Source organism: Hyphococcus sp. (genome assembly GCF_965267305.1).
Classification (GTDB): domain Bacteria; phylum Pseudomonadota; class Alphaproteobacteria; order Caulobacterales; family Parvularculaceae; genus Hyphococcus.
This window is the reverse complement of sequence record NZ_OZ253945.1, coordinates 3,263,371-3,283,060: the sequence shown is the minus strand read 5'-3', so window position 1 is coordinate 3,283,060 and position 19,690 is coordinate 3,263,371. Positions and strand designations below refer to the sequence as shown.

Here is a 19,690-nt window from a genome sequence, read left to right as displayed (position 1 = left end):
CGGCCTGCGCCGGGATGATCGGAAAAGGAAGCAGCCTACTCCGCCGCGACGAGTTCCTCAGCCTTGTTGAGGTCCACCGACACAAGCTGCGACACGCCGCGTTCGATCATCGTCACGCCGAAGAGGCGGTTCATGCGCGACATGGTGAGCGCGTGGTGGGTGATGATGATGAAGCGGGTTTCGGTCTCCGCCGCCATTTCGTGAAGCAGGCGGCAGAAGCGTTCGACGTTGGCGTCGTCGAGCGGCGCATCGACCTCGTCCAGCACGCAGACCGGCGCCGGATTCGCCATGAAGACAGCGAAGATGAGCGCCGTCGCCGTCAGCGCCTGCTCCCCGCCGGACATCAGCGACATGGAGGCGAGTTTCTTGCCCGGCGGCGAGGCGAAGATTTCGAGCCCCGCCTCGAGCGGGTCTTCGGCCTCGACGAGGCGCAGTTCCGCCTGCCCGCCATTGAAGAGCCGCGTGAAGAGGCTCGAGAAATTCGTGTTCACCGTCTCGAACGCATCGAGCAGGCGTTGGCGCGCTTCGCGATTCAAATTGCCGATGGCGGTGCGGAGCTTGCGGATGGCGCTGTCGCAATCCTCGCGCTCGACGGCGAGTTCTTCGAGGCGCGTCGAGACTTCCTGCATCTCCTCTTCGGCGCGCAGGTTCACCCCGCCGAGATTTTCCCGCTCGCGCTTGTAGCGTTCCAGCCGGCGTTCGACGTCGTCGCGCTCCGGAATGTCCGCGCCTTCCTTGTGCTCGGCAATGGCGAGCAGCTGGTCGGGTTCGGCTTCGCAGGTCTCATGCGCAAGGTGTTTCGCTTCTTCAACGCGTTCCGCAGCGGCTTCCGCCTGCGCCTCAAGCCGCGCGCGCGCTTCGCGGGCTTCGGCGGCTTCGGTGTCGGCGGCTTTCGCCGTCTTCGCCGCCTCCATGGCGACGCGCTGGCCCTCGGCGAGGGCGTCGGCGGCTTCGTTGCGGCGGGTCTCGGCGACGGCGATCTGGTCGAGGAGACCTTTGCGCTTTTCCTCGATCACCGCCGGCGCGCCTTCCGCCGCTGCATGGGCGGCGGCGACGTCGTTGAGATGAGTTTCAATCTCAACGATGCGCCCGCGGGCGGCGTCGCCGCGCTGGCTCCAGGAAGTCTTGTCGCGGGCGATTTCATTGAGGCGCTCAGCGCGGCGGCGCGCTTCATTGGCGAGGTCGTTGTAAGCGGTGCGGGTTTCCGCAGCGCGGGCGCGGGCGGAAGCGACTTCTTCGCGCGCAGCCTCAACGCCTTCGGCGATCAGCGTCGCATCGGGGAACGCGTCGTGTTCCGCCGTCAACGCTTCGCGTGTCCGTTCGCTTTCGCTTTTCTCCTCGCCGAGACGCGAAAGATTTTCGTCGATGGAGGAGAGACGCGCGGCGGCGCGTTCATGTTCGCGTTCGAGTTCATTGAGCCCTGTGCGCGCTGAATCGAGGGCGCGCCGCGCATCGTTGAAGAGCGACCGCACTTCGCGCTCATTCGCCTGTTTCGATTTCAGCGTTTCCGTCGCCTGCGCATGGTCGCGGCGGGCCGTTTCCGCGGTCTCTTCAGCCGCAACGAAATCGCGGTCGAGCACCTGCAGCCGGTTGCGCTGTTCGAGACGAATCGCGGCCGAGGTTTTCGCATCCGCATGGGTCGTGAAGCCGTCCCAGCGCCAGAGATCGCCGTCGCGGGAAACAAGCCGCTGACCGGGTTTCAGTTGCGCGCGCAAAGAGGCGCCCATCTCGCGTTCGATAACGCCAATCGCAGCGAGACGGCGATTGAGCGCCGCCGGCGCGCGCACGAAGCGCGACAAGGGGGAAACGCCTTCGGGAAGAGACATGTCCGCCACGGCGTCGCCGAAATGCGACCAGTGCGCGGGCGCCGCCTCATCCACCGCGGCGCCGAGATCGTCGCCGAGCGCCGCGGCGAGCGCGTTTTCGTAACCGGCGTCGACCTCGATCATTTCGATCAGCGGCGTCCAGTCTTCGCTTTCATTGGCGGCAAGCACGCGGCGCAACGCCTCGCGCTCAGCATCAAGCTCGGTGAGGCTCTGTTCCGCCTTGCGCAGAGGCCCGCGCAGTTCCGTCTCGCGGTCTTCAGCGGCGGAGCGCTCCTCCTCCGCGCGATGGAACGCGGCTTCGGCGGCGTTTGCCGCTTCCTCGGCGGCGGAGAACCTGGCTTTCGCCGCTTCCAGCGCCTGCGCCTGTTCCGGCGTCGGTTCGATCAGCGTGCGCTCGTCCGTATAGTTGCGGATCTGCTCGGCGATTTTCTCGAGCCGGCGTTCGGCGGCGGACAGATTGCCGGCGACCGCCTTGCGGCGCGCCTCAATATCGGCCGCTTCTTTCGACTTCTCGTCAAATTTCGATTCCGCAGCGGCAAGCGCTTCAGCGGCTTCGTTCATGGCGGTTTCGGCGGCCGTCACATGCTCGGCCTCCGAGGCTTCGCGCGCTTCCAGGCTTTCTTCTTCGCGGCCCAGCGCTTCAACGGCGTTGTCGGCGTCGGCGAGGAGGTCTTTCTCGCGCGCCATGTCGTTTTTCAGACGCTCGATTTCCCCGGCGAGACGTTGCAGCTCGGCTTCGGCGCGGCGCGCCTCTTCATCGAGGCCTTCGCGCGCAACCGTCAGGCGATGCAGCGCCGCAGCGGCTTCCGCCTCTGCACGGCGCAACGGGTCGAGCGCTTCATGCGCGTTTGACTGCGCCGTCGAGGCCGCAGCCGCCACGCGCGTCGTGTTTTCGATCAGCACGCTGATTTCTTTGAGACCCGCTTCGGCTTTTTCCTGCGCCTCGACGGCGTCGCGCCAGCGGATATAGGAAAGCATAGCCTCGGTGCGGCGGATGTCGCCCGAGACGTTGCGATAGCGCGTCGCCTGGCGCGCCTGGCGGGCGAGCGCCGTCTTCTGGGTTTCAAGTTCGCCGATAACGTCGTCGAGACGTTCAAGATTTTGTTCCGCAGCGCGCAGGCGCAGCTCCGCCTCGTGACGGCGGCTGTGAAGCCCGGTGACGCCCGCCGCTTCCTCGAGCAGGCGGCGGCGGTTCTGCGGCTTGGCGCTGATCAGTTCGGAAATCTGCCCCTGACGCACAAGCGCCGGCGAATTGGCGCCGCTCGAGGCATCGGCGAAGAGAAGCTGAACGTCTTTGGCGCGCACTTCCTTCTGGTTGATGCGGTAGATCGACTGCGTGCCCTCTTCCTTGCGGATGATGCGGCGGGAAACCTCAAGCGTGTCGTGCTCGTTATATTCCGCCGGCGCCGAACGGTCCGAATTATCGAGCGTCAGGATCACTTCCGCCCAGTTGCGCGCAGGCCGCATGGTGGTGCCGGAAAAGATCACCGCTTCCATGCAGTCGCCGCGCAGGGCCTTGGCGGAGGTCGCGCCCATCACCCAGCGCAGCGCCTCTAAAAGGTTCGACTTGCCGCAGCCATTCGGACCGACGATGCCGGTCAGGCCCTCGCGGATTTCAAAGTCGGTCGGCTCGACAAAGGACTTGAAGCCGACAAGGCGGACATTAGTGAATTTCACTTATCTTTTCCCGATATGCGCAACGCCGCAGCCCACATCTGCGACGCTGTTTCCGAAAGATTCAATGATCGGCGATTCTTGAAGGAGGCCAAGGCCTTGAGCGCCCCCGCGCCACAAGACTTATTCCCCAGCCCGTTATTCTCCGGCCGCGCCGCCATCGGCTTTTTTCTCCAGCGCCTCATCGAGCGCTTTCGAGAAATCCTCGGCGTTCGAGAAATGGCGCGTCTGACCCTCAACCACGAAGGTTGGAGTGGAATTAATGCCGTATTTTTCGCTGCCTTCCTTGATATTTTCATTAATTAAATCAAGCAATTCTTTCCTTTGAACGCAGGCGTCGAAGTCCTCCCCGCTCATCCCGGCCTGGGACGCGATTTTCAACAATTCCTCGCGCGGGCTTTCGCCGTAAATCCAGGTCCGCTGCCCCTGGAACAGCGCATTAAGGATAACGAAATAGGCGTCGTCGCCGCGCTTTTCAGCGGCGCAGCGGGCGAGCATGGAGCCGGCGACGGAAAGATTGGCCGGCGCCGTGGGAAACTCGCGGAAGATGAAGCGGACTTTGCCGGTCTCGATGTAGTTCTCTTTGATCTCTGGGAAGATTTCAGCGTGGAACGTGGCGCAGTGCGGGCAGGTCACCGAGGCGTATTCGATGACGGTGATCGGCGCGTCAACCTCGCCCATGGCCATGTCGCCAAGGGCGCCCTCGCCTTCCTTTTCAACAGACGCCGTTTCGTTTTGCGACGCCGCTTCGCCCGTCGCCGGGGCGTCGGCCCCGCCGCAGGCGGCGAGCGCGAAGGCCGCAAGTCCCGCAAATACGACGGAGACGGCCGGGCGGCGGGCGGCATGAAGGGTAAGGGACATGGAAAACTGCCTTTCAATAGAGGCCGCAGCACGGGCGCGGCCTTCCGGGGATCGAATTGACCCGCAAAATCGCTGATGGCGCCTCCCGGCGCAAGTCAAAAGAGCTTTATTTTCCGCCATTTCGGCGGCGAACGGCGGCCCGGAACGAGGCGAGCGCGGCTCCTAATTCGGCATCGGAGGGGCCTTCCTCAACCTTTTCCGCGCCGGCCGACGGCCGCCCGGTCTGGATGACGGAAAGGCGGGCGACCGAACCGGGGCCCAGATAGGAATTCAGCCGGGCGATCAGACCGTCCCGCTCCATGTCGACCGCGGCGGCGGCGGCCCCGTTGGCGACATAGAGCTCCAGCGACCTTCCGGGCCCGCGGCCCGTGAGCCGGCCGGGGCGGCAGAGGCGGGCCAGTTTCTCTCCGGCAAGCTGCGGCCAGCGCTCGGCGATCGCCGGGTCCACATATTTCGTGCGCTTGGCGAGCTCGCGAAAAATCTCCGCGCTTGCACGGGCGATGGAAGGCGGCGCCCTGCGGGCGGCGCGCGTGGGTTTGTATGGGGTCATGAGGGCTTTGCCGTTTGCCTGGCGTCACTCTAACACTGGCGCGTCCGCAGTTGAAACGCCGTCACGCCAAAACGCGCCCATGCCCGCCAAAAAGAAATCCACAATCCCCCCTTCTATATCAGGCGCCCTGCTTCGCTGGTACGACGCCAATGCGCGGGACCTGCCGTGGCGCGTGGGGCCGAAGGCGCGAAAAGGCGGCGAGCGCCCCGATCCTTACGCCGTCTGGCTCTCCGAAATCATGCTGCAACAGACGACGGTGGCGACGGTCGCCCCCCGCTACGCTGAGTTCCTCGCGCGCTGGCCCGACGTCAACGCCATGGCCGCCGCGCCTTTGGATGACATTCTCGGGCAATGGGCGGGGCTCGGCTATTACGCACGCGCCCGCAACTTGCACAAATGCGCAGTTGTTGTTGCACAAGACCATGACGGCGTTTTTCCGGATAATGAGGAAGGTTTGCGCGCGCTTCCGGGCGTTGGCGATTACACCGCCGCCGCCGTCGCCGCCATCGCTTTCGACCGGCGCGCCATCGTCATCGACGGCAATATCGAACGCGTTGTCTCGCGCCTTTATGAAATCGAAACGCCCCTTCCCGCCGCCAAAGCCGAGATCAAAGAGCGGCTCGAGGAAATCTGGCCAAAGAAACGGTCCGGCGATTTTGCGCAGGCGTTGATGGATCTCGGCGCCGGCGTCTGCCGCCCGAAGGCGCCCATGTGTTTGTTGTGCCCGGTCTCCGAAAATTGCGCTGCGCAAAAAGAGGGAACGCAGGAAAAATATCCGGTGAAGGCGGCGAAGAAAGCAAAACCGAACCGCATCGGCGCCGTCTTCGCGCTCACTAATGCAAAGGGCGAAATGCTGTTTGAGCGGCGCCCGGAAAAAGGCTTGCTCGGCGGCATGCTGGGCCTGCCCGGCACCGAATGGAAAGAAAAGCTCAGCGGCGATGTTTTCGACAGCGCGCCCGCAAAAGCGAAATGGAAAAAAACCGGCGAAGCGACGCACACATTCACCCATTTCCACCTAACGCTGGATGTCTATGCGGGCGCCGCGCCGAAAGGATTTCGCAAATCGGTTGATCAGCAATGGATCGACCCGGAAGCAGCGCGCGTGCCGACCGTGATGAAGAAGGCGGTTGGCGCAGCGAAAACCAATGACTAGATTTATTGGAATGACAAACGCAAATTTACCACGCCCCACCAACGCAAACGGCGACGCCGTTCTCCATTTTTGGTTCGAGGAGACGAAACCTTACCAGTGGTTCCGCCGCGATGATGCTTTCGATGAGGTAATCAAGACTCGGTTCGGCGCGATGCATGACGCGGCGAAACGAGGCCAACTTGATGTCTGGCGCGCGCATCCGGTTTATTCCTTGTCGCTAATCCTCATTCTCGACCAGTTCTCGCGCAATCTCTATCGCGACACGCCGGAAGCCTTCGCGCAGGACGCACAAGCCCTCGACGTTGCGCGCGAAGCTCTGGCGCGGCGGTTCGATCATCTGGTGAACGATCAGCGGCGAGCGTTTTTCTATATGCCCTTCATGCACGCCGAGGACTTGGCGGTTCAGGAAGAAAGCGTCGCCCTCTTCAAAGCGCAATTGCCGACGACAAAGAACCTCCCCTTCGCCATCGAGCATCGCGACATCGTCAGGCGCTTCGGCCGCTTCCCGCACCGGAACAAGGTCTTGGGCCGCAAATCGACGCCGGAGGAAATCGCGTTTTTGAGGGCTGGCGGATTTAATCCGTAAGCTCTAACCCCGACTATCCCGGCGAAGGCCGGGATCCAGTGCAAAACTGTTCTGTGCTTGCGGCAACTGGACCCCGGGCGGAGTTTATACTCGGGCCGGCTTTAGCCGGACCCGGGTGCCGGGGTGATCGGAAAATAGACCTACCGTGCAGAAACAAAGAGGTCCCTGCTAGCCCCAGGCCTGCGCCACTTGCGAATAGGCAACCCCGCCATCGACGGCGAGCGTGTCGCCGACCACATAGTCGCCGGCGCGCGAGGCGAGGAACACAGCGACGCCCGCCATGTCGCTGTCGCGGCCGATCCGTTTCGCCGGGATCATCTTGCCCACCGCATCTTCTGCGTCGCGCGCCGCGCGGTTCATGTCCGACGCAAAGGCGCCGGGCGCGATGCCGGAGACGCAAATGTTGTCCTCGATCAGCCGCGCCGCCATGCGCCGCGTAAGGTGAATGACCGCGGCCTTCGACGCCTGATAGGCGTAGGTTTCCCACGGATTGATCTTGATGCCGTCGATGGAGGCGATGTTGATGACCTTGCCGGGTTTATCCGCGCTCGCCGCCGCTTTCATGAGCCCGTGGACTTTCTGGGTCATGAAGAACAGCGACTTCACATTGAGGTCCATGGTCTTGTCCCAGCCGCTTTCGGGATATTCGTCGAACTCGGCGCCCCAGGCGGCGCCCGCATTATTGACGAGAATGTCGAGTTTCTTTTCGTGCCCGGCGAGTTCCGCGGCCAAAGCTTCGCAGCCCGCAACCGTCGAGAGATCATGGGGCAGCGATACGCATTGCCCATATTGCGACAGCTCTTCGGCGGTCTGGTCGCAGGCCGGTGCCTTCCTCGCCGTGATATAGACCTTGGCGCCCTGTTCGAGGAATCCTTGCGCGATCATCTTGCCGATGCCGCGAGAGCCGCCGGTGACAAGCGCTGTGCGGCCCTCAAGTGAAAACAGGTCTTTCATCATGGCAAACGCCTCCTATTGCGGAGGGTAATACCAGAATCGTTTCACCCTGCCGTCAATGATTTCATACACAACGACGGAAGCCTGGCTCTTGCGCTCGCCCGCTTCCTCCCAGACGGGACGCTCGACGGCGGTGACGAAATTGCCGTTGACGATGATGTTTTCAAGGCTCGAGGAGACCGTAGGATACGCGTCGAAATAGGCGACGAGTTCGTCGTGAAGCTGCTGCGCGCTGGTCGTTACCTTGCTCGCCTGTTCGCCGGAAAGCTCGATCCATGTGACGTCCGGATGCCAGTAGTCGCGCATTTTATCGGCGTCATGGGCGTTGAACGCCGCCATAAGCCCGTTCACCACATTCACGTTGTCGCCAGCCGCCGGCGCCGGCGCCGTCCGCTCCGCATCGGGCGAACATGCGACGAGACAACAAAGTGATAAAAAGACGATCGCGAAACGCCGCATGCCTGTTCCCTACTCCGCCCCGAACCGTTCGCGCCACTCGGCGACCTGATCCTCCTCGATCTTCGCGAAGAGAACATCAGGCGGAGTGAACGCCTCGCCGCCCTTGAACCGCGACAATGCTTCTTTCGCCGAAGACGGCCAGCGCGAAGCCGTTTCCGGATCGAGGCCGAATATAGCGAACATTTTATCAGCCGTGAACGGAATAACCGGCCGCGACAGAGCTGCGAAGAGGACGATGAGATTCAAGGCGCAACGCACCGAGGCGGCGGCCCTCTCCCTATCTTCCTTGATGACGGTCCAGGGCGCCGCAACCTGCAGATATTCATTTCCAGCAACCCAGATGGCGCGAAGGTCGGCGAACGCCTTGCGGAACTCCATCTGGTCGAGATTATGCGTGTAGGATTTCAGCTTCGCATCGAGTTCTTGTTCGAGCGCCGCCTCGGCTTCCTCATACGTCCCTTCCGCCGGAACCTCCTCGCCAAACCGCGCCTTGCAGAAGCGCGTGATGCGGTTGACGAAATTGCCGAGCACGTCGGCGAGGTCCTTGTTCACCACCGATGCAAAGTGCTCGAGCGTGAACGACGCGTCGTCGGATTCAGGCGCATTCGCCATTAGATGCCAGCGCCAGTAATCCGCAGGCAGAAGCGCCAGCGCCTGATCCATGAAAATGCCGCGGTTCTGGCTGGTCGAAAATTTTCCGCCATACCAGGTGAGCCAGTTCAAGGACTTCAGCGTGTCCACAAGCTTCCACGGCTCTTCCGACCCGATGATGGTCGCGGGGAAACTCACCGTGTGAAAGGCGACATTGTCCTTGCCCATGAATTCCACATAGCACACATCATCTGCGCCTTTATCGGTGCGCCACCAGCATTCCCACTCGTCGCCTTTATCATTGGCGAGCGCCCATTCCTCGGTCGCCGCGATATATTCGATGGGCGCGTCGAACCAGACATAGAAAACCTTGTTTTCGAAACCGGGCCGCGCCTTGCCTTCATAGGCGACGGGAATGCCCCATTTGAGATCACGGGTGATGGAGCGGTCGCGGAGGCCCTCTTTCAGCCATTTCTGCGCGATGGATTTCGTCAGCTGCGGCCAATCAGGTTTGGAATTGATCCAAGCCGCGATCCGCTCCTGCATCTGCGCCTGAAGCAAGTAGAGATGCTTGGTCTCGCGCACTTCCACATTCTTAGAGCCGGAGATCGCCGAATAAGGATCTTTGAGGTCTGTCGGATCGAGCAGCCGCCCGCAATTGTCGCACTGGTCGCCGCGGGCTTTTTCGTAACCGCAATGGGGACATGTCCCTTCCACATAACGGTCCGGCAGGAAGCGCTCATCGTCGATGGAATAGACCTGTTTGTCCGTGCGCTCTTCGATGAGGCCTTTTTGTTCGAGCACATGGGCGAAATGCTGCGTCAGGCGATGGTTGGGCGGGTTCGAAGACCGGCCGAAATGATCGAAGGAAAGGCCGAATTCGGCGCCCGCTTTTTTCTGGATCTCATGCTGTTCGGCGCAATAGTCGGCGACGTCCTGTCCCGCGGCGCGGGCCGCGAGCTCGGCCGGCGTGCCATGCTCGTCCGTGGCGCAGATGAAAAGCACCTCTTCGCCCTGCTGGCGCTTGAAGCGCGCATAGACATCCGCCGGCAGCATGGAGCCTACAAGATTGCCCAGATGCTTGATTCCGTTGATGTAAGGCAGCGCCGAAGTGATGAGGATGCGGGCCATTGGGACTTTCCTGAATTCGAGCCCGGTCTATAGCCGCAAGCGGGCGCGGTCCACAAGAATGCCCCTCGGAGCGCGTCAGGCGGGCCAGAGCGGGCGCAGCGCCGCCGGTAGATTCTCATTGATCGCCCTCACCTTTTGCGGCGGCAAAGTCTCGCGCCAGACGGCGAAGACCGCTTCGGCGAGATCTTCCGGCGGCGCATGATGCTCTTTGAGGTTGCCGCAAAGGCGCCGGTGAAAGTCCTCGGGCGACGCGACGGAATGCTTCGGCGCGCCCAACGCCCAGCCTTCCAGCATGATCCCGCGGGCGAGCGCCGGCAGCGCGTTGGCGATCGCCAGCGCGTCTTCATCGGAAACGCTGTCGCGCAATTCTTCCATCACAGCGCGCATCATCGCCTGCGCCTGATTGAGCGTCGCCAGCATGGCCTTCTCTTTCAGTGCGACGAGCCATTTCTGATATTGTTCTGAAGCGAACTCGACATCATAGGGCTGGGTCACCGGCAAATTCCTATAGGCTCTTGAACATCACATTAGCATCGACGAACCCTAGCGCGGGATGACGAAAAGCGCCGGGCACGGTTGCGATGATTTCCATGCCCGCCTTTTTCCACGCCTTGATCGCGGCGGCGTTGCTTGAGACGACCAGATTGAACTTCATGCCGCGGAACCCCATTTCCCGCGCCTGATCCTGCGACTGCAGGCAAAGCGCCGTCGCATAGCCCTTTCCGCGCGCCGCCTCTGCGATGACGTAACCTGCATTGCAGATATGATCGCCCGGCCCGCCCTGATCGGGGCGCAGATAATAGACGCCGATGACTAAGCCGGCGGAATCGCGCGCCACAGCGTTGTAACCGTCAGTCTTTATCCAATAACGCCTTGCGTCTTCCTCGCTGACATCGCGGGGCAAAGGATACGATTCTCCAGCGCGAAACGCAGGCTGAAGCACGCGCCAGACCTCAACCCAATCCCGCTCGGTTTGCCGCGTCACATCGAAATCGCTCATCGCCGCGCCTTTGCCGCCTATTTCCAATACCCAAGCGAAAATCGCCATTTTCGTCTTTATACAGATTAAATAGGTAAAAATGAAGATTTTGCAACATGAGTGGAAAAAATCTTCTCTCTGCGGTTCAAATCTCGACTCTAACCCGGTATGGTGTGGGTCAAATCAGAAATCGCTGCATATTTTCCGCGGATTAGGGCTGCCATCCGCGGAAATGCTTTGTTTTTTGCCGCCCGGAGAGATTCATGACCGTAAATCAAGAAGCTACCGCACACGCCAAGAAACAGGAGAAGGGCGCGCCGCGTCAGGATTTTGGCGACAATCCCATTGAAGTGCGCGAAACCGACCATTATCAGGCCGAGTATATCCATGGATTTGTCGATAAATGGGACGAATTGATCGATTGGGACGCGCGCGCGAAGAGCGAGGGCCAGTTTTTCATCGACATGTTGCGGGCACGCGGCAAAAAGACTGTCCTCGACGTTGCGGCGGGCACAGGGTTTCACTCCGTCCAATTGTTGAAAGCCGGTTTCGACGTCGTCAGCGTCGACGGATCGGCCGAAATGCTGACCAAAGCGTTTGAAAATGCGCGCAAGCGAAATTTAATGCTGAAAACCGCTCATGCGGACTGGCGCTGGCTCAATCGCGATATTCACGGAAAATTCGATGCGATCATCTGTCTTGGCAATTCCTTCACCCATCTCTTCAAAGAAGAAGACCGGCGGCGCGCCCTCGCCGAATTTTATGCGGCCTTGAAACATGACGGCATCCTCATTCTTGACCAGCGCAATTACGACGCCATTCTGGATGTCGGTTTCGACAGCAAGCACAAATATTATTACTGCGGCGAGAAGGTCACGGCTGAGCCGGAGCACATGGACAATTCGCTTGCCCGTTTCCGTTACACCTTCCCTGACGGCTCAGTTTATCATCTGAACATGTTTCCGTTGCGCAAGGCGTATGTGCGCAATCTCATGAAGGAGGTCGGGTTCCAGCGGGTCAACACCTATGGCGACTTTCAGGAAACTTTCGACGATCACGACCCGGATTTTCTCGTTCACATCGCCGACAAGACCTTCATCGAGCAATCGTAATGAGCCAGACTTCTTCTGTTACCGACATCGCCCGCGACTATTACGACAGCGAGGACGCGGACAATTTCTACGCTGCGATCTGGGGCGGCGAGGACATCCATATCGGCCTTTATGACGGCCGCCGCTCCATCAAGGAGGCGAGCCGCGAGACGGTGTTGCATATGGCGCGGCGCCTTCGCGGGCTTAAGCCCGGCGCCCGCGTTCTTGACATCGGATCGGGCTATGGCGGCGGGGCGCGCGTCCTCGCCAGAGAATTCGGCGCGCATGTCACTTGTCTTAATCTTTCCGAGAAAGAAAACGACCGCAACCGCGCCCTGACGAAAGAGCAAGGGCTCGATGACAGGATTACGGTTCTTGAAGGTTCGTTCGAAGACATTCCCGAAAAAGACGGAACATTCGACATTGTCTGGTCGCAGGATGCGATCCTCCACGCCGGCGACCGCGGCAGGGTGCTCGACGAAGTGGCGCGCGTGCTGAAAAAGGGCGGCGAATTTATTTTCACTGATCCCATGCAGGCCGATGCGCTGACCGATACGGCGGTCCTGAAGCCGATTTACGATCGCATTCATTTGACCAGCCTCGCCTCTTTCGGCTTTTATCGGCGCGAGTTGGAGCAACGGGGATTTCGCGAAATCGCCATCGAGGATCTCACGAACCAGCTTCGCAATCATTATGCGCAGGTGAAAGCTGAACTGGCGGAACGCCGGGCGCAGCTCGAAGGAAAAATTTCCGCCGACTATATCGACCAGATGCTCGCAGGCCTTCAGCGCTGGGTCGACGGCGCCGATCAGGGGCATCTCGCCTGGGGCGTCATGCACTTCGAAAAAATCTAGATCCGCTTTTTCGCGGGCCCTCGCGCACGCGATTGTGATTGGACAGGCAAGCGGTCGCAAAGGGCCAGCGCTTCATCGCAAACGCCCGTGAAATGACGGTGTTTTGCGCCGATGCTGCGTCATCGCAACATCGGAGGGCTTCCATGAAACATTTCGCGCTTGTCGTCGCCGCGGCGGCCATGTTTGGCGCAGCGGCCGCCAAGGATGCTCCGGCCAACATCCAGGCCGGCATCGACAATCCTCAGCGCAAGGAGGAAAACCGCGCCGCAGACGAAGGACGCAAACCGGGCGAGGTGCTCACCTTTTTCCGCGTCGAGGAAGGCATGACCGTCGCCGACCTCGCAGCAGGCGGCGGGTACTTCACCGAAATTCTCTCCGGCGCCGTCGGGCCGGAGGGGAAGGTCATTGCGCATTATCCCGCCAGCCAACAGTTCGACCAGAACAAGGCGGCCTTCGAGGCGCAGTTCGCGCCTTACGGCAATATCGAGATTACCTCTGCTGCGGTCGGCGAGCCCTTCCCCATCGCCGACGATTCCGTCGATATGGTGCTGTTGTCGCTCATCATTCACCACCTGCATTACGCGGAAGAATCCGGTGAAGCGATGCCGCCCAATTCCGCGCGCGTTTACGGCGAAATCAAGCGCATCCTCAAACCTGGCGGAGTCTTCGCCGTGATCGAACATACCGCCGCCCCCGGCTCGACGCGCGCCGAAAGCGCGGCCTGGCACCGCGCGCCGGAAGACGTCATCAAGGCGGACGTCACCGGCGCCGGTTTCGAGTTCGCCGGGTCGGCGAACGGCATACACGCCAATCCCGGCGATGATTTGAAAAACAATTTCTTCGAATCAGGCTTGCGCGGAAAAACCACGCGCATGGTTCATAAATATGTAAGCCCGGAATAGACGCCGGACTATGCTCAAGAGAAAGCCGGCGCGCCTGCGCCGGCTTTTCGGAGGCGGCCGGACCGGCTAGCCCCATTTCGCCTTGGTCGCCTTGTAGGATTTCGCCACGATCTTTTCGAGCACGGCGAGATCGACCTTGTCGAGGCTTGTCACATAAAGACAGCTCTTGCCGTTCTTATAAGGGCCGAGCTTCTTCAGAAGCGGCTCATCTTCGCCTAGCGATCCCAGCACATAGATTGCCATATTCGCCTTGCGGGGGGAGAACCCGACAGCGAGCATGTCGCCTTCGCGCCCGCTCTCATATTTATAATGATACTCGCCGAAACCGATGATCGACGGGCCCCACATTTTCGCCTTTTCGCCTGTCACCTTGCGCATCATGGCGAGCAGCGTTTTGGCGTCCTTCTTTCGGGTTTCGTTGTCTAGACCTTCGATAAAGGCGAGGACGCGCTGCGCCGTCGGTTTGGTTTTAAGGTCGGCTTTTTTCGATGCTTTTTTGTCGGCCGACTTTTTCGCCGGAATTTTCTTTGCAGCCGGTTTCTTCTTAGTCGCCGCTTTTTTTGGCTTTATCTGCGCGCCGGATTTCAGCTTCTTCGTTGCGGCTTTGCGTTTTACGGTCATTCAACCTTCTCTCCCGTCGCGTTTTCCCAGTCGGCGGGAATGCGTTTCGCGACGAGATAGAAATACCATGCGCCGATGAGCCCGGCCAGAGAGACAAGCGTCAGCGACCAGCGCAGGGCCAGCTCCTCGCCCATCCCGCCTGAAAGGCTGCTGGAAAGGATACCGGCCGTCGTCGGCCCAAAACCAAGGGCGATCATGTTCAGGATGAAAAAGAAAATCGCTGTAGAGAGCGCGCGCACCCGCACCGGCGCCAGCGTTTGCGCCAGCGCGAAAGCAGGCCCCAGATAAAATCCGATGGAGAGCTGAACCGGGATTTGGAAGATCAGCGAGACGATGGCGCTCGGATGCCACAAGGAGATCAGGAACAAGGGCGCATTCACGAAAAGCGCAATCGCCGGCACATAGCCATACATGCGCTTATTCTTGTTCCCGAGCGTATCCACGAGATAGCCGCCGAGAAAGGTGCCCAGCGCATAGGCCGTACCGGAAATGAGGCCGAGCGCGAACAACACGGTCAGCAGGCTGAAATCCGAGTGAGACCGCGCATAAAAATCAACGATCCAGGTGCCGTTGGCGTAAGCCGAAAAGGAAATGGCGGTCGTCCCGAAAACAACGGCGCGATAGGTAGGGATCGACAGGAGATGTTTCGCGGTTTGCCAGATGACGCCGATCTCGCTCAAAAGGCTTCGGGCACCGCTGTTTTCTGCAGCGTCCGCCGCGCCTGCGCCTTCAGTCGCGCCTCGCGGCGGCTCGCGCACCGTCAGCTTTAACAGAATAGCGAGGATGATGCCGGGAAGACCCACCACAAGAAACGCGATGCGCCAGGAAAAAGTCTGGGTGATCCAGCCGCCGGCGAGATAGGCGAAGGCGACGCCGACCGGAATGCCCATGGCGTAGACGCCCAGCGCGCCTGCGCGTTTTTCTTTCGGATAATAGTCGGAAATCAGGGAATGCGCCGGGGGCGAGCCGCCCGCTTCGCCGATGCCGACGCCGACGCGCGCCAGCGCAAGCTGGACGAAGTTCTGGCACGCGCCTGAAAGCGCGGTGAAACCGGACCACAGGGCCAGCGCGATCGCAATAATGTTGACGCGGTTTGTCCTGTCGGCGAGGCGCGCAATAGGAATGCCGAGCGTCGTATAAAGAACCGCGAAGGCGAAACCTTTCAAGACGCCAAGCTGCCAGTCGGCGAGGCCGAGATCGGTTTTGATCGCCGGAGAGAGTATGGCGATGATCTGCCGGTCGATGAAGTTGAATGTATAAACCGCTGTCAGGAGCAGAAGAACGTAAGTGCGGTATGCGCGGCCTTTGGAAGCCGGAAACGTCACTGCGGGGCTCGCCGGAGCGTTGGCGTCTTCTTTCATGGGCGCCGCTTAAAACCGGACGCCGGTGACGCAGGCGGCTAGCATCAACGCGGCCAGCGCCGCTCCTCTTGACCGGTGCAGCATTCCCGTCCTCCCTCGATCTGTCATTGACCGTTTCTTTGTGCGCAAAGAATGCTTAAGAAACGGGAGAAGAGCAAGGATAAAGGGCGCCTATGCAGCGCGTTACAGTTTACTGCGCGTCGAGTCCTAAGACGCACCCGGATTATCTCGCAGCCGCAACGCGTCTTGGCGAGATTTTGGGCGAAGCAGGTCTCACGACCGTCTATGGCGGCGGCGCCATCGGCTCCATGGGCGCGGTTGCTGACGGCGCGCTTTCCCGCGGCGGGCGCGTCGAGGGCGTGTTGCCGCGTTTCATGTACGATCTCGAATGGGGTCATCCGGGCCTCACCGATCTTCACCTCGTCAACGATCTCCATGAGCGCAAACGTCTGATGATCGACCGCGCCGACGCGGTCGTCGCCCTGCCCGGCGGTTGCGGCACGTTTGAGGAACTCTTCGAGGCCATCACCTGGAAAAGACTCGGCCTCTTCGCCAAACCCATCGTCATTGTGAATATCCGCAATTATTACGACCCCGCTATCGCGCTGTTGGAACAGGCGGTGCGCGAAAATTTCATGAATGAAAAGCACCTCGAAATGTGGTCCGTCGCCGAAGATGTGAGCGACGTTCTCGACAAGATCAAAACCGCGCCGCCCTGGAGCGCCGATGACCGGCGTTTCGCGGCCGTCAAGTAAATGAGGACAAACAAATGAAAGCCATGATGAGCCATGAAGCCGGCGGACGGGACGCGTTGAAGCTGACCGAGGCGCCGACGCCCGAGCCCGGCAAGGGACAAGTCCGGATTGCAGTGAAAGCGGCGGGCGTCAACTTTCCCGACACGCTCATTATTCGCGATCTTTATCAGTTCAAGCCGCCGCGTCCTTTCGCGCCTGGCGGCGAAGTGGCGGGGATAATCGAAGCCGTAGGTGAAGGCGTGGACGGTTTCTCGCCCGGCGACCGCGTGCTCGGCGCCGGCGTCAATGGCGGCTACGCCACGCATTTCATCGCGAACGCGGCGAGCGTTCACAAGATTCCGGACGCCATGCCGTTCGACGAAGCGGCGGCGTTTCTCATGACTTATGGCACGTCGCATTATGCACTGAAAGACCGCGCGAAACTGCAGCCCGGCGAAGCGCTGTTCATTCTCGGCGCGGCCGGCGGCGTCGGCGCGGCGGCGATCGAACTCGGCAAAGCCATGGGCGCCAAGGTCGTCGCCGGCGTCTCCTCTGAAGACAAGGCTGCATTCTGCAAGGAGCTCGGCGCAGACGAGGCGCTGGTTTATCCGCGCGAACTCGACCGCGATTTGCAAAAGGCGCTTTCCGGCGAGATCAAGAAACTATGCGGCGGCGACGGCGCGGATGTGGTCTATGACGCTGTCGGCGGCGATTACGCCGAGCCGGCGGTACGGGCGCTCGCCTGGGAAGGGCGTTTTCTTGTCGTCGGTTTCCCCGCGGGCATCCCGAAGATTCCCTTGAATCTGACGCTGCTCAAATCCTGCCAGATTGTCGGCGTCTTCTGGGGCGCCTTCACCATGCGCAATCCGGCGAAGAATGCGGAATATATCGCCGAGCTGTTCGAGCTTTATGAAAGCGGCAAAGTCCGCCCCCGGATCACTGCGCATTTCCCGCTGCAGGACGCCGCCAAGGCGCTCGCCATGATCGAATCACGCAAGGCGACAGGCAAGATCGTTCTTACGATGGAATAGGCCGCTCATTTGACTTGTGGCGCCGCAATTCCGCCGAGTTCCCGCCCAACTGACTAACAAGCCGTTGCGCGGCAATCCCCAATGCCGCCCATCGGCAAAGCCCGTTGTTAAGCTCCCCGGCGATAGGCTGACCCTTCAAGAAGAGGGTTTGAGCCATGCGCATCATTGGATCTCTGGTTTTTCTCGCGCTCCTTTCCGGCTGCGCCGGCGGCCTGTCGAAATACGAATGCCTTTACGCCGACTGGCGCGCCATCGGCTATGAGGACGGCGCCCGCGGCGCGCCGGCGAGCGCGGTGTCGTCGCATCGCCAGGCCTGCGCCAAAAAGGCTGGCGTCACGCCCGACATGAACGCCTATCTCGCAGGCCGAAACGCAGGGCTTCGTGAATATTGCCAGGTCTCGAACGCCTTCTCCATCGGGGCCCGCGGCGGCCGCTATTACGGCGTCTGCACCGGCCCGGAAGAAGGCGCCTTTGTCACCGCCTACCAGCAAGGCAATCAGCTTTTCGTCCTTGAAAACGATCTCGCTCATGCGGAGCATGCCTTCGCCGCGGCGGAAAAACGCCTTCAGGAAATCGAACACAATATCGATCACGCCGAAGCGGCGCTGATATCGCCGGCGACGCCACATCTTGAGCGCGTCGACATTCTCGCCGATCTCAAAAATCTCAATGAAGAAAAGACCCGCGTGAAGCGCTCCTTCGGTCCCTTACGCCGCGACATCGACGTCGCGTATGAAGAGCTTGCGGATTATCGCGCCTTTCTCGCCGCCAACGGCCCTTATCCCGGCGCCGCTGGCGTGACGGCGGCGAGTTATTGACGGTAAGCGAGCTCTGCAAACTCGCACAATAAAGGCCGGGTCTCGCGCGGATCGATAATGTCCTCGACGAGAAAATGCTCGGCCGTACGAAACGGAGAAGTAACGCGGGAAAGCCGCGCCTTGATGTCGGCGAGCGCCGCCGCCGGGTCCTCGGCCTTTTCAAGCTCCGACTTGTAGGCGACCTCGACGCCGCCTTCCATAGGGAGCGAGCCCCAGTCGCCCGACGGCCAGGCGAAGCGATATTGAAACCGCGTATGGTCCGACATGGCGGCGCCCGCGACGCCGTAAGCCTTGCGGATGATCACCGTCGCCCACGGAACCGTTGCATCGTAGATCGCGTTCATTGCCTCGACGCCGCGGCGGATGGTGGCGGCGCGTTCGGCTTCGAGCCCGATCATGAAGCCGGGATTGTCGACCAGATGAATGACCGGCAGGCGGAATTGCTCCGCTAGCTGAACGAAACGCCGCGCCTTTTCCGCGGTATCTGCGGCCCACGAACCGCCAAGAAATGTCGGGTCGGAGGCGAGCACCGCAATCGGCCAGCCGTCGAAACGCGCGAAGGCCGTAATCGCCGCGCGGCCCCAGCGCTTGCCCATTTCGAAGACGCTGCCCTTGTCGGCGATCATCTCCAGGATCTTGCGCATGGAATAGGCTTCGCGTTTGTTCTCCGGCACGGCGGAAAGGAGCGCCTTTTCTTTTCGGTTCGGCTTGTCGCCGGTCTCGCGACGCTCAATTTTTCCGCCTGCATAGGAAGGCAGATAGGAAAGAAATGCGCGCGCCATGGCGAAGGCCTGGTCCTCGCTCGCCGCTTCGTCGTCGATGACGCCGTTTCGCGCATGAATGTCGGCGCCGCCGAGCTGTTCCTTGTCGAGATTTTCTCCCGTACCCAGACCGGAAACGACCGCAGGTCCCGCGGTGAAAATCTGTGAAACCCCGCGCACCATCACCGAATAATGCGACGCCACCATGCGTGCGGCGCCAAGCCCCGCGGCAGGCCCCAGCGCCAGCGCGACCACCGGCACGGTTTTCAGATTCTTCACCACATGCTCCCAGCCGGGAACGAAAGGCACATAGGTGAAGCCCATCTCTTCGAGCATCTTCACCGAGCCGCCGCCACCCGTGCCGTCGATCATGCGGATCAGCGGCAGGCGAAGTTCATGGGCCATTTGTTCGGCCTGCGCAAACTTGCGATGGATCGCGGCGTCAGCCGCGCCGCCGCGCACGGTGAAATCATCGGCGCTCGCCACCACAGGCGCGCCGTTTATACGCCCACGACCGAAAATGAAATTGCTGGCGGAGAAATCCGTCAGCTCGCCTTGTTCGTCATAGCGCCCGCGTCCGGCGATCTTGCCGATCTCGCGAAACGAATTCTCATCGAGCAGGCGGCGAAGGCGCTCGCGCGCATCGAGCTTGCCGCGCTCATGCTGGCGCGCGACTTTTTCCGCCCCGCCCATCTTTTCGGCGAGCGCAGCGCGGCGTTTCAGCTCTTCGAGTTCTTTTTCCCAGGCCATGGC

At 61.0% G+C, this 19,690-nt stretch carries 19 protein-coding genes; 8 read left to right on the top strand and 11 right to left on the bottom strand.

Annotation, left to right across the window (positions count from 1 at the left end; genetic code table 11):
- Nucleotides 1–35: 35 nt before the first annotated feature.
- The 3 genes from smc to ACQY5P_RS15815 all read right to left on the bottom strand — a co-directional run bounded on the left by smc (nucleotide 36) and on the right by ACQY5P_RS15815 (nucleotide 4,911).
- Nucleotides 36–3,503: a chromosome segregation protein SMC gene (gene smc, locus ACQY5P_RS15825; RefSeq protein WP_428407837.1), complete on the bottom strand. Its 3,468-nt coding sequence runs from the start codon at nucleotides 3,501–3,503 to the stop codon at nucleotides 36–38.
- A 135-nt stretch (nucleotides 3,504–3,638) separates the two neighbouring features.
- The gene (locus tag ACQY5P_RS15820; protein ID WP_428407836.1) at nucleotides 3,639–4,361 is read right to left on the bottom strand and encodes a DsbA family protein; all 723 of its coding nucleotides are present in this window, start codon (nucleotides 4,359–4,361) and stop codon (nucleotides 3,639–3,641) included.
- Nucleotides 4,362–4,467: 106 nt separating this feature from the next.
- Nucleotides 4,468–4,911: a DciA family protein gene (locus ACQY5P_RS15815; RefSeq protein ID WP_428407835.1), complete on the bottom strand. Its 444-nt coding sequence runs from the start codon at nucleotides 4,909–4,911 to the stop codon at nucleotides 4,468–4,470.
- Between the two features lie 79 nt (nucleotides 4,912–4,990).
- Between ACQY5P_RS15815 and mutY the strand changes: the two genes are divergently transcribed.
- Entirely contained in the window at nucleotides 4,991–6,064 is a 1,074-nt protein-coding gene (gene mutY, locus ACQY5P_RS15810) for an A/G-specific adenine glycosylase (protein ID WP_428407834.1), read from the top strand.
- 10 nt (nucleotides 6,065–6,074) lie between these two features.
- Complete coding sequence (locus tag ACQY5P_RS15805; RefSeq protein WP_428407833.1) at nucleotides 6,075–6,650, top strand: DUF924 family protein; 576 nt, start codon at nucleotides 6,075–6,077, stop codon at nucleotides 6,648–6,650.
- Between the two features lie 168 nt (nucleotides 6,651–6,818).
- Here the strand turns inward: ACQY5P_RS15805 and ACQY5P_RS15800 are convergent, their stop codons facing one another.
- The 5 genes from ACQY5P_RS15800 to ACQY5P_RS15780 all read right to left on the bottom strand — a co-directional run bounded on the left by ACQY5P_RS15800 (nucleotide 6,819) and on the right by ACQY5P_RS15780 (nucleotide 10,833).
- Nucleotides 6,819–7,607: an SDR family oxidoreductase gene (locus ACQY5P_RS15800; protein WP_428407832.1), complete on the bottom strand. Its 789-nt coding sequence runs from the start codon at nucleotides 7,605–7,607 to the stop codon at nucleotides 6,819–6,821.
- A gap of 12 nt (nucleotides 7,608–7,619) precedes the next feature.
- Nucleotides 7,620–8,063 (bottom strand): nuclear transport factor 2 family protein, encoded by a 444-nt coding sequence (locus tag ACQY5P_RS15795; protein ID WP_428407831.1) that lies wholly within the window; start codon nucleotides 8,061–8,063, stop codon nucleotides 7,620–7,622.
- 9 nt (nucleotides 8,064–8,072) lie between these two features.
- A complete protein-coding gene (gene metG, locus ACQY5P_RS15790; protein WP_428407830.1) occupies nucleotides 8,073–9,785 on the bottom strand; it encodes a methionine--tRNA ligase in 1,713 nt (570 codons plus the stop codon).
- A gap of 75 nt (nucleotides 9,786–9,860) precedes the next feature.
- The gene (locus tag ACQY5P_RS15785) at nucleotides 9,861–10,280 is read right to left on the bottom strand and encodes a DUF2267 domain-containing protein (RefSeq protein ID WP_428407829.1); all 420 of its coding nucleotides are present in this window, start codon (nucleotides 10,278–10,280) and stop codon (nucleotides 9,861–9,863) included.
- A gap of 10 nt (nucleotides 10,281–10,290) precedes the next feature.
- Nucleotides 10,291–10,833 carry an N-acetyltransferase family protein gene (locus tag ACQY5P_RS15780; RefSeq protein WP_428407828.1) on the bottom strand — a complete coding sequence of 181 codons (543 nt, stop codon included), beginning with the start codon at nucleotides 10,831–10,833 and terminating at the stop codon, nucleotides 10,291–10,293.
- A gap of 194 nt (nucleotides 10,834–11,027) precedes the next feature.
- Between ACQY5P_RS15780 and ACQY5P_RS15775 the strand changes: the two genes are divergently transcribed.
- The 3 genes from ACQY5P_RS15775 (at nucleotide 11,028) to ACQY5P_RS15765 (ending at nucleotide 13,611) form a co-directional block, all read left to right on the top strand.
- Nucleotides 11,028–11,876 carry a class I SAM-dependent methyltransferase gene (locus ACQY5P_RS15775; protein ID WP_428407827.1) on the top strand — a complete coding sequence of 283 codons (849 nt, stop codon included), beginning with the start codon at nucleotides 11,028–11,030 and terminating at the stop codon, nucleotides 11,874–11,876.
- Nucleotides 11,876–12,709 (top strand): SAM-dependent methyltransferase, encoded by an 834-nt coding sequence (locus ACQY5P_RS15770; protein WP_428407826.1) that lies wholly within the window; start codon nucleotides 11,876–11,878, stop codon nucleotides 12,707–12,709. Before ACQY5P_RS15775 ends, ACQY5P_RS15770 begins: the two co-directional genes overlap by 1 nt.
- A gap of 143 nt (nucleotides 12,710–12,852) precedes the next feature.
- Nucleotides 12,853–13,611 (top strand): class I SAM-dependent methyltransferase, encoded by a 759-nt coding sequence (locus ACQY5P_RS15765; RefSeq protein ID WP_428407825.1) that lies wholly within the window; start codon nucleotides 12,853–12,855, stop codon nucleotides 13,609–13,611.
- Nucleotides 13,612–13,677: 66 nt separating this feature from the next.
- On the opposite strand, the gene ACQY5P_RS15760 is transcribed toward ACQY5P_RS15765, so the two are convergent.
- Both ACQY5P_RS15760 and ACQY5P_RS15755 read right to left on the bottom strand, forming a co-directional pair.
- Nucleotides 13,678–14,232 carry a DUF1801 domain-containing protein gene (locus tag ACQY5P_RS15760; RefSeq protein ID WP_428407824.1) on the bottom strand — a complete coding sequence of 185 codons (555 nt, stop codon included), beginning with the start codon at nucleotides 14,230–14,232 and terminating at the stop codon, nucleotides 13,678–13,680.
- Nucleotides 14,229–15,593, bottom strand: coding sequence for a spinster family MFS transporter (locus ACQY5P_RS15755; RefSeq protein WP_428407823.1), 1,365 nt, complete (start codon nucleotides 15,591–15,593; stop codon nucleotides 14,229–14,231). Before ACQY5P_RS15755 ends, ACQY5P_RS15760 begins: the two co-directional genes overlap by 4 nt.
- A gap of 173 nt (nucleotides 15,594–15,766) precedes the next feature.
- Here ACQY5P_RS15755 and ACQY5P_RS15750 point away from each other — a divergent pair, with 173 nt between their 5' ends.
- The 3 genes from ACQY5P_RS15750 (at nucleotide 15,767) to ACQY5P_RS15740 (ending at nucleotide 18,176) form a co-directional block, all read left to right on the top strand.
- A complete protein-coding gene (locus tag ACQY5P_RS15750) occupies nucleotides 15,767–16,348 on the top strand; it encodes a TIGR00730 family Rossman fold protein (RefSeq protein ID WP_428407822.1) in 582 nt (193 codons plus the stop codon).
- 14 nt (nucleotides 16,349–16,362) lie between these two features.
- The gene (locus ACQY5P_RS15745) at nucleotides 16,363–17,358 is read left to right on the top strand and encodes an NADPH:quinone oxidoreductase family protein (protein ID WP_428407821.1); all 996 of its coding nucleotides are present in this window, start codon (nucleotides 16,363–16,365) and stop codon (nucleotides 17,356–17,358) included.
- A 155-nt stretch (nucleotides 17,359–17,513) separates the two neighbouring features.
- Nucleotides 17,514–18,176, top strand: coding sequence for a DUF2799 domain-containing protein (locus ACQY5P_RS15740; RefSeq protein WP_428407820.1), 663 nt, complete (start codon nucleotides 17,514–17,516; stop codon nucleotides 18,174–18,176).
- Here the strand turns inward: ACQY5P_RS15740 and ACQY5P_RS15735 are convergent.
- Complete coding sequence (locus ACQY5P_RS15735) at nucleotides 18,170–19,687, bottom strand: acyl-CoA carboxylase subunit beta (RefSeq protein ID WP_428407819.1); 1,518 nt, start codon at nucleotides 19,685–19,687, stop codon at nucleotides 18,170–18,172. The two genes, ACQY5P_RS15740 and ACQY5P_RS15735, sit on opposite strands and share 7 nt — an antisense overlap.
- Between the last annotated feature and the right edge of the window lie 3 nt (nucleotides 19,688–19,690).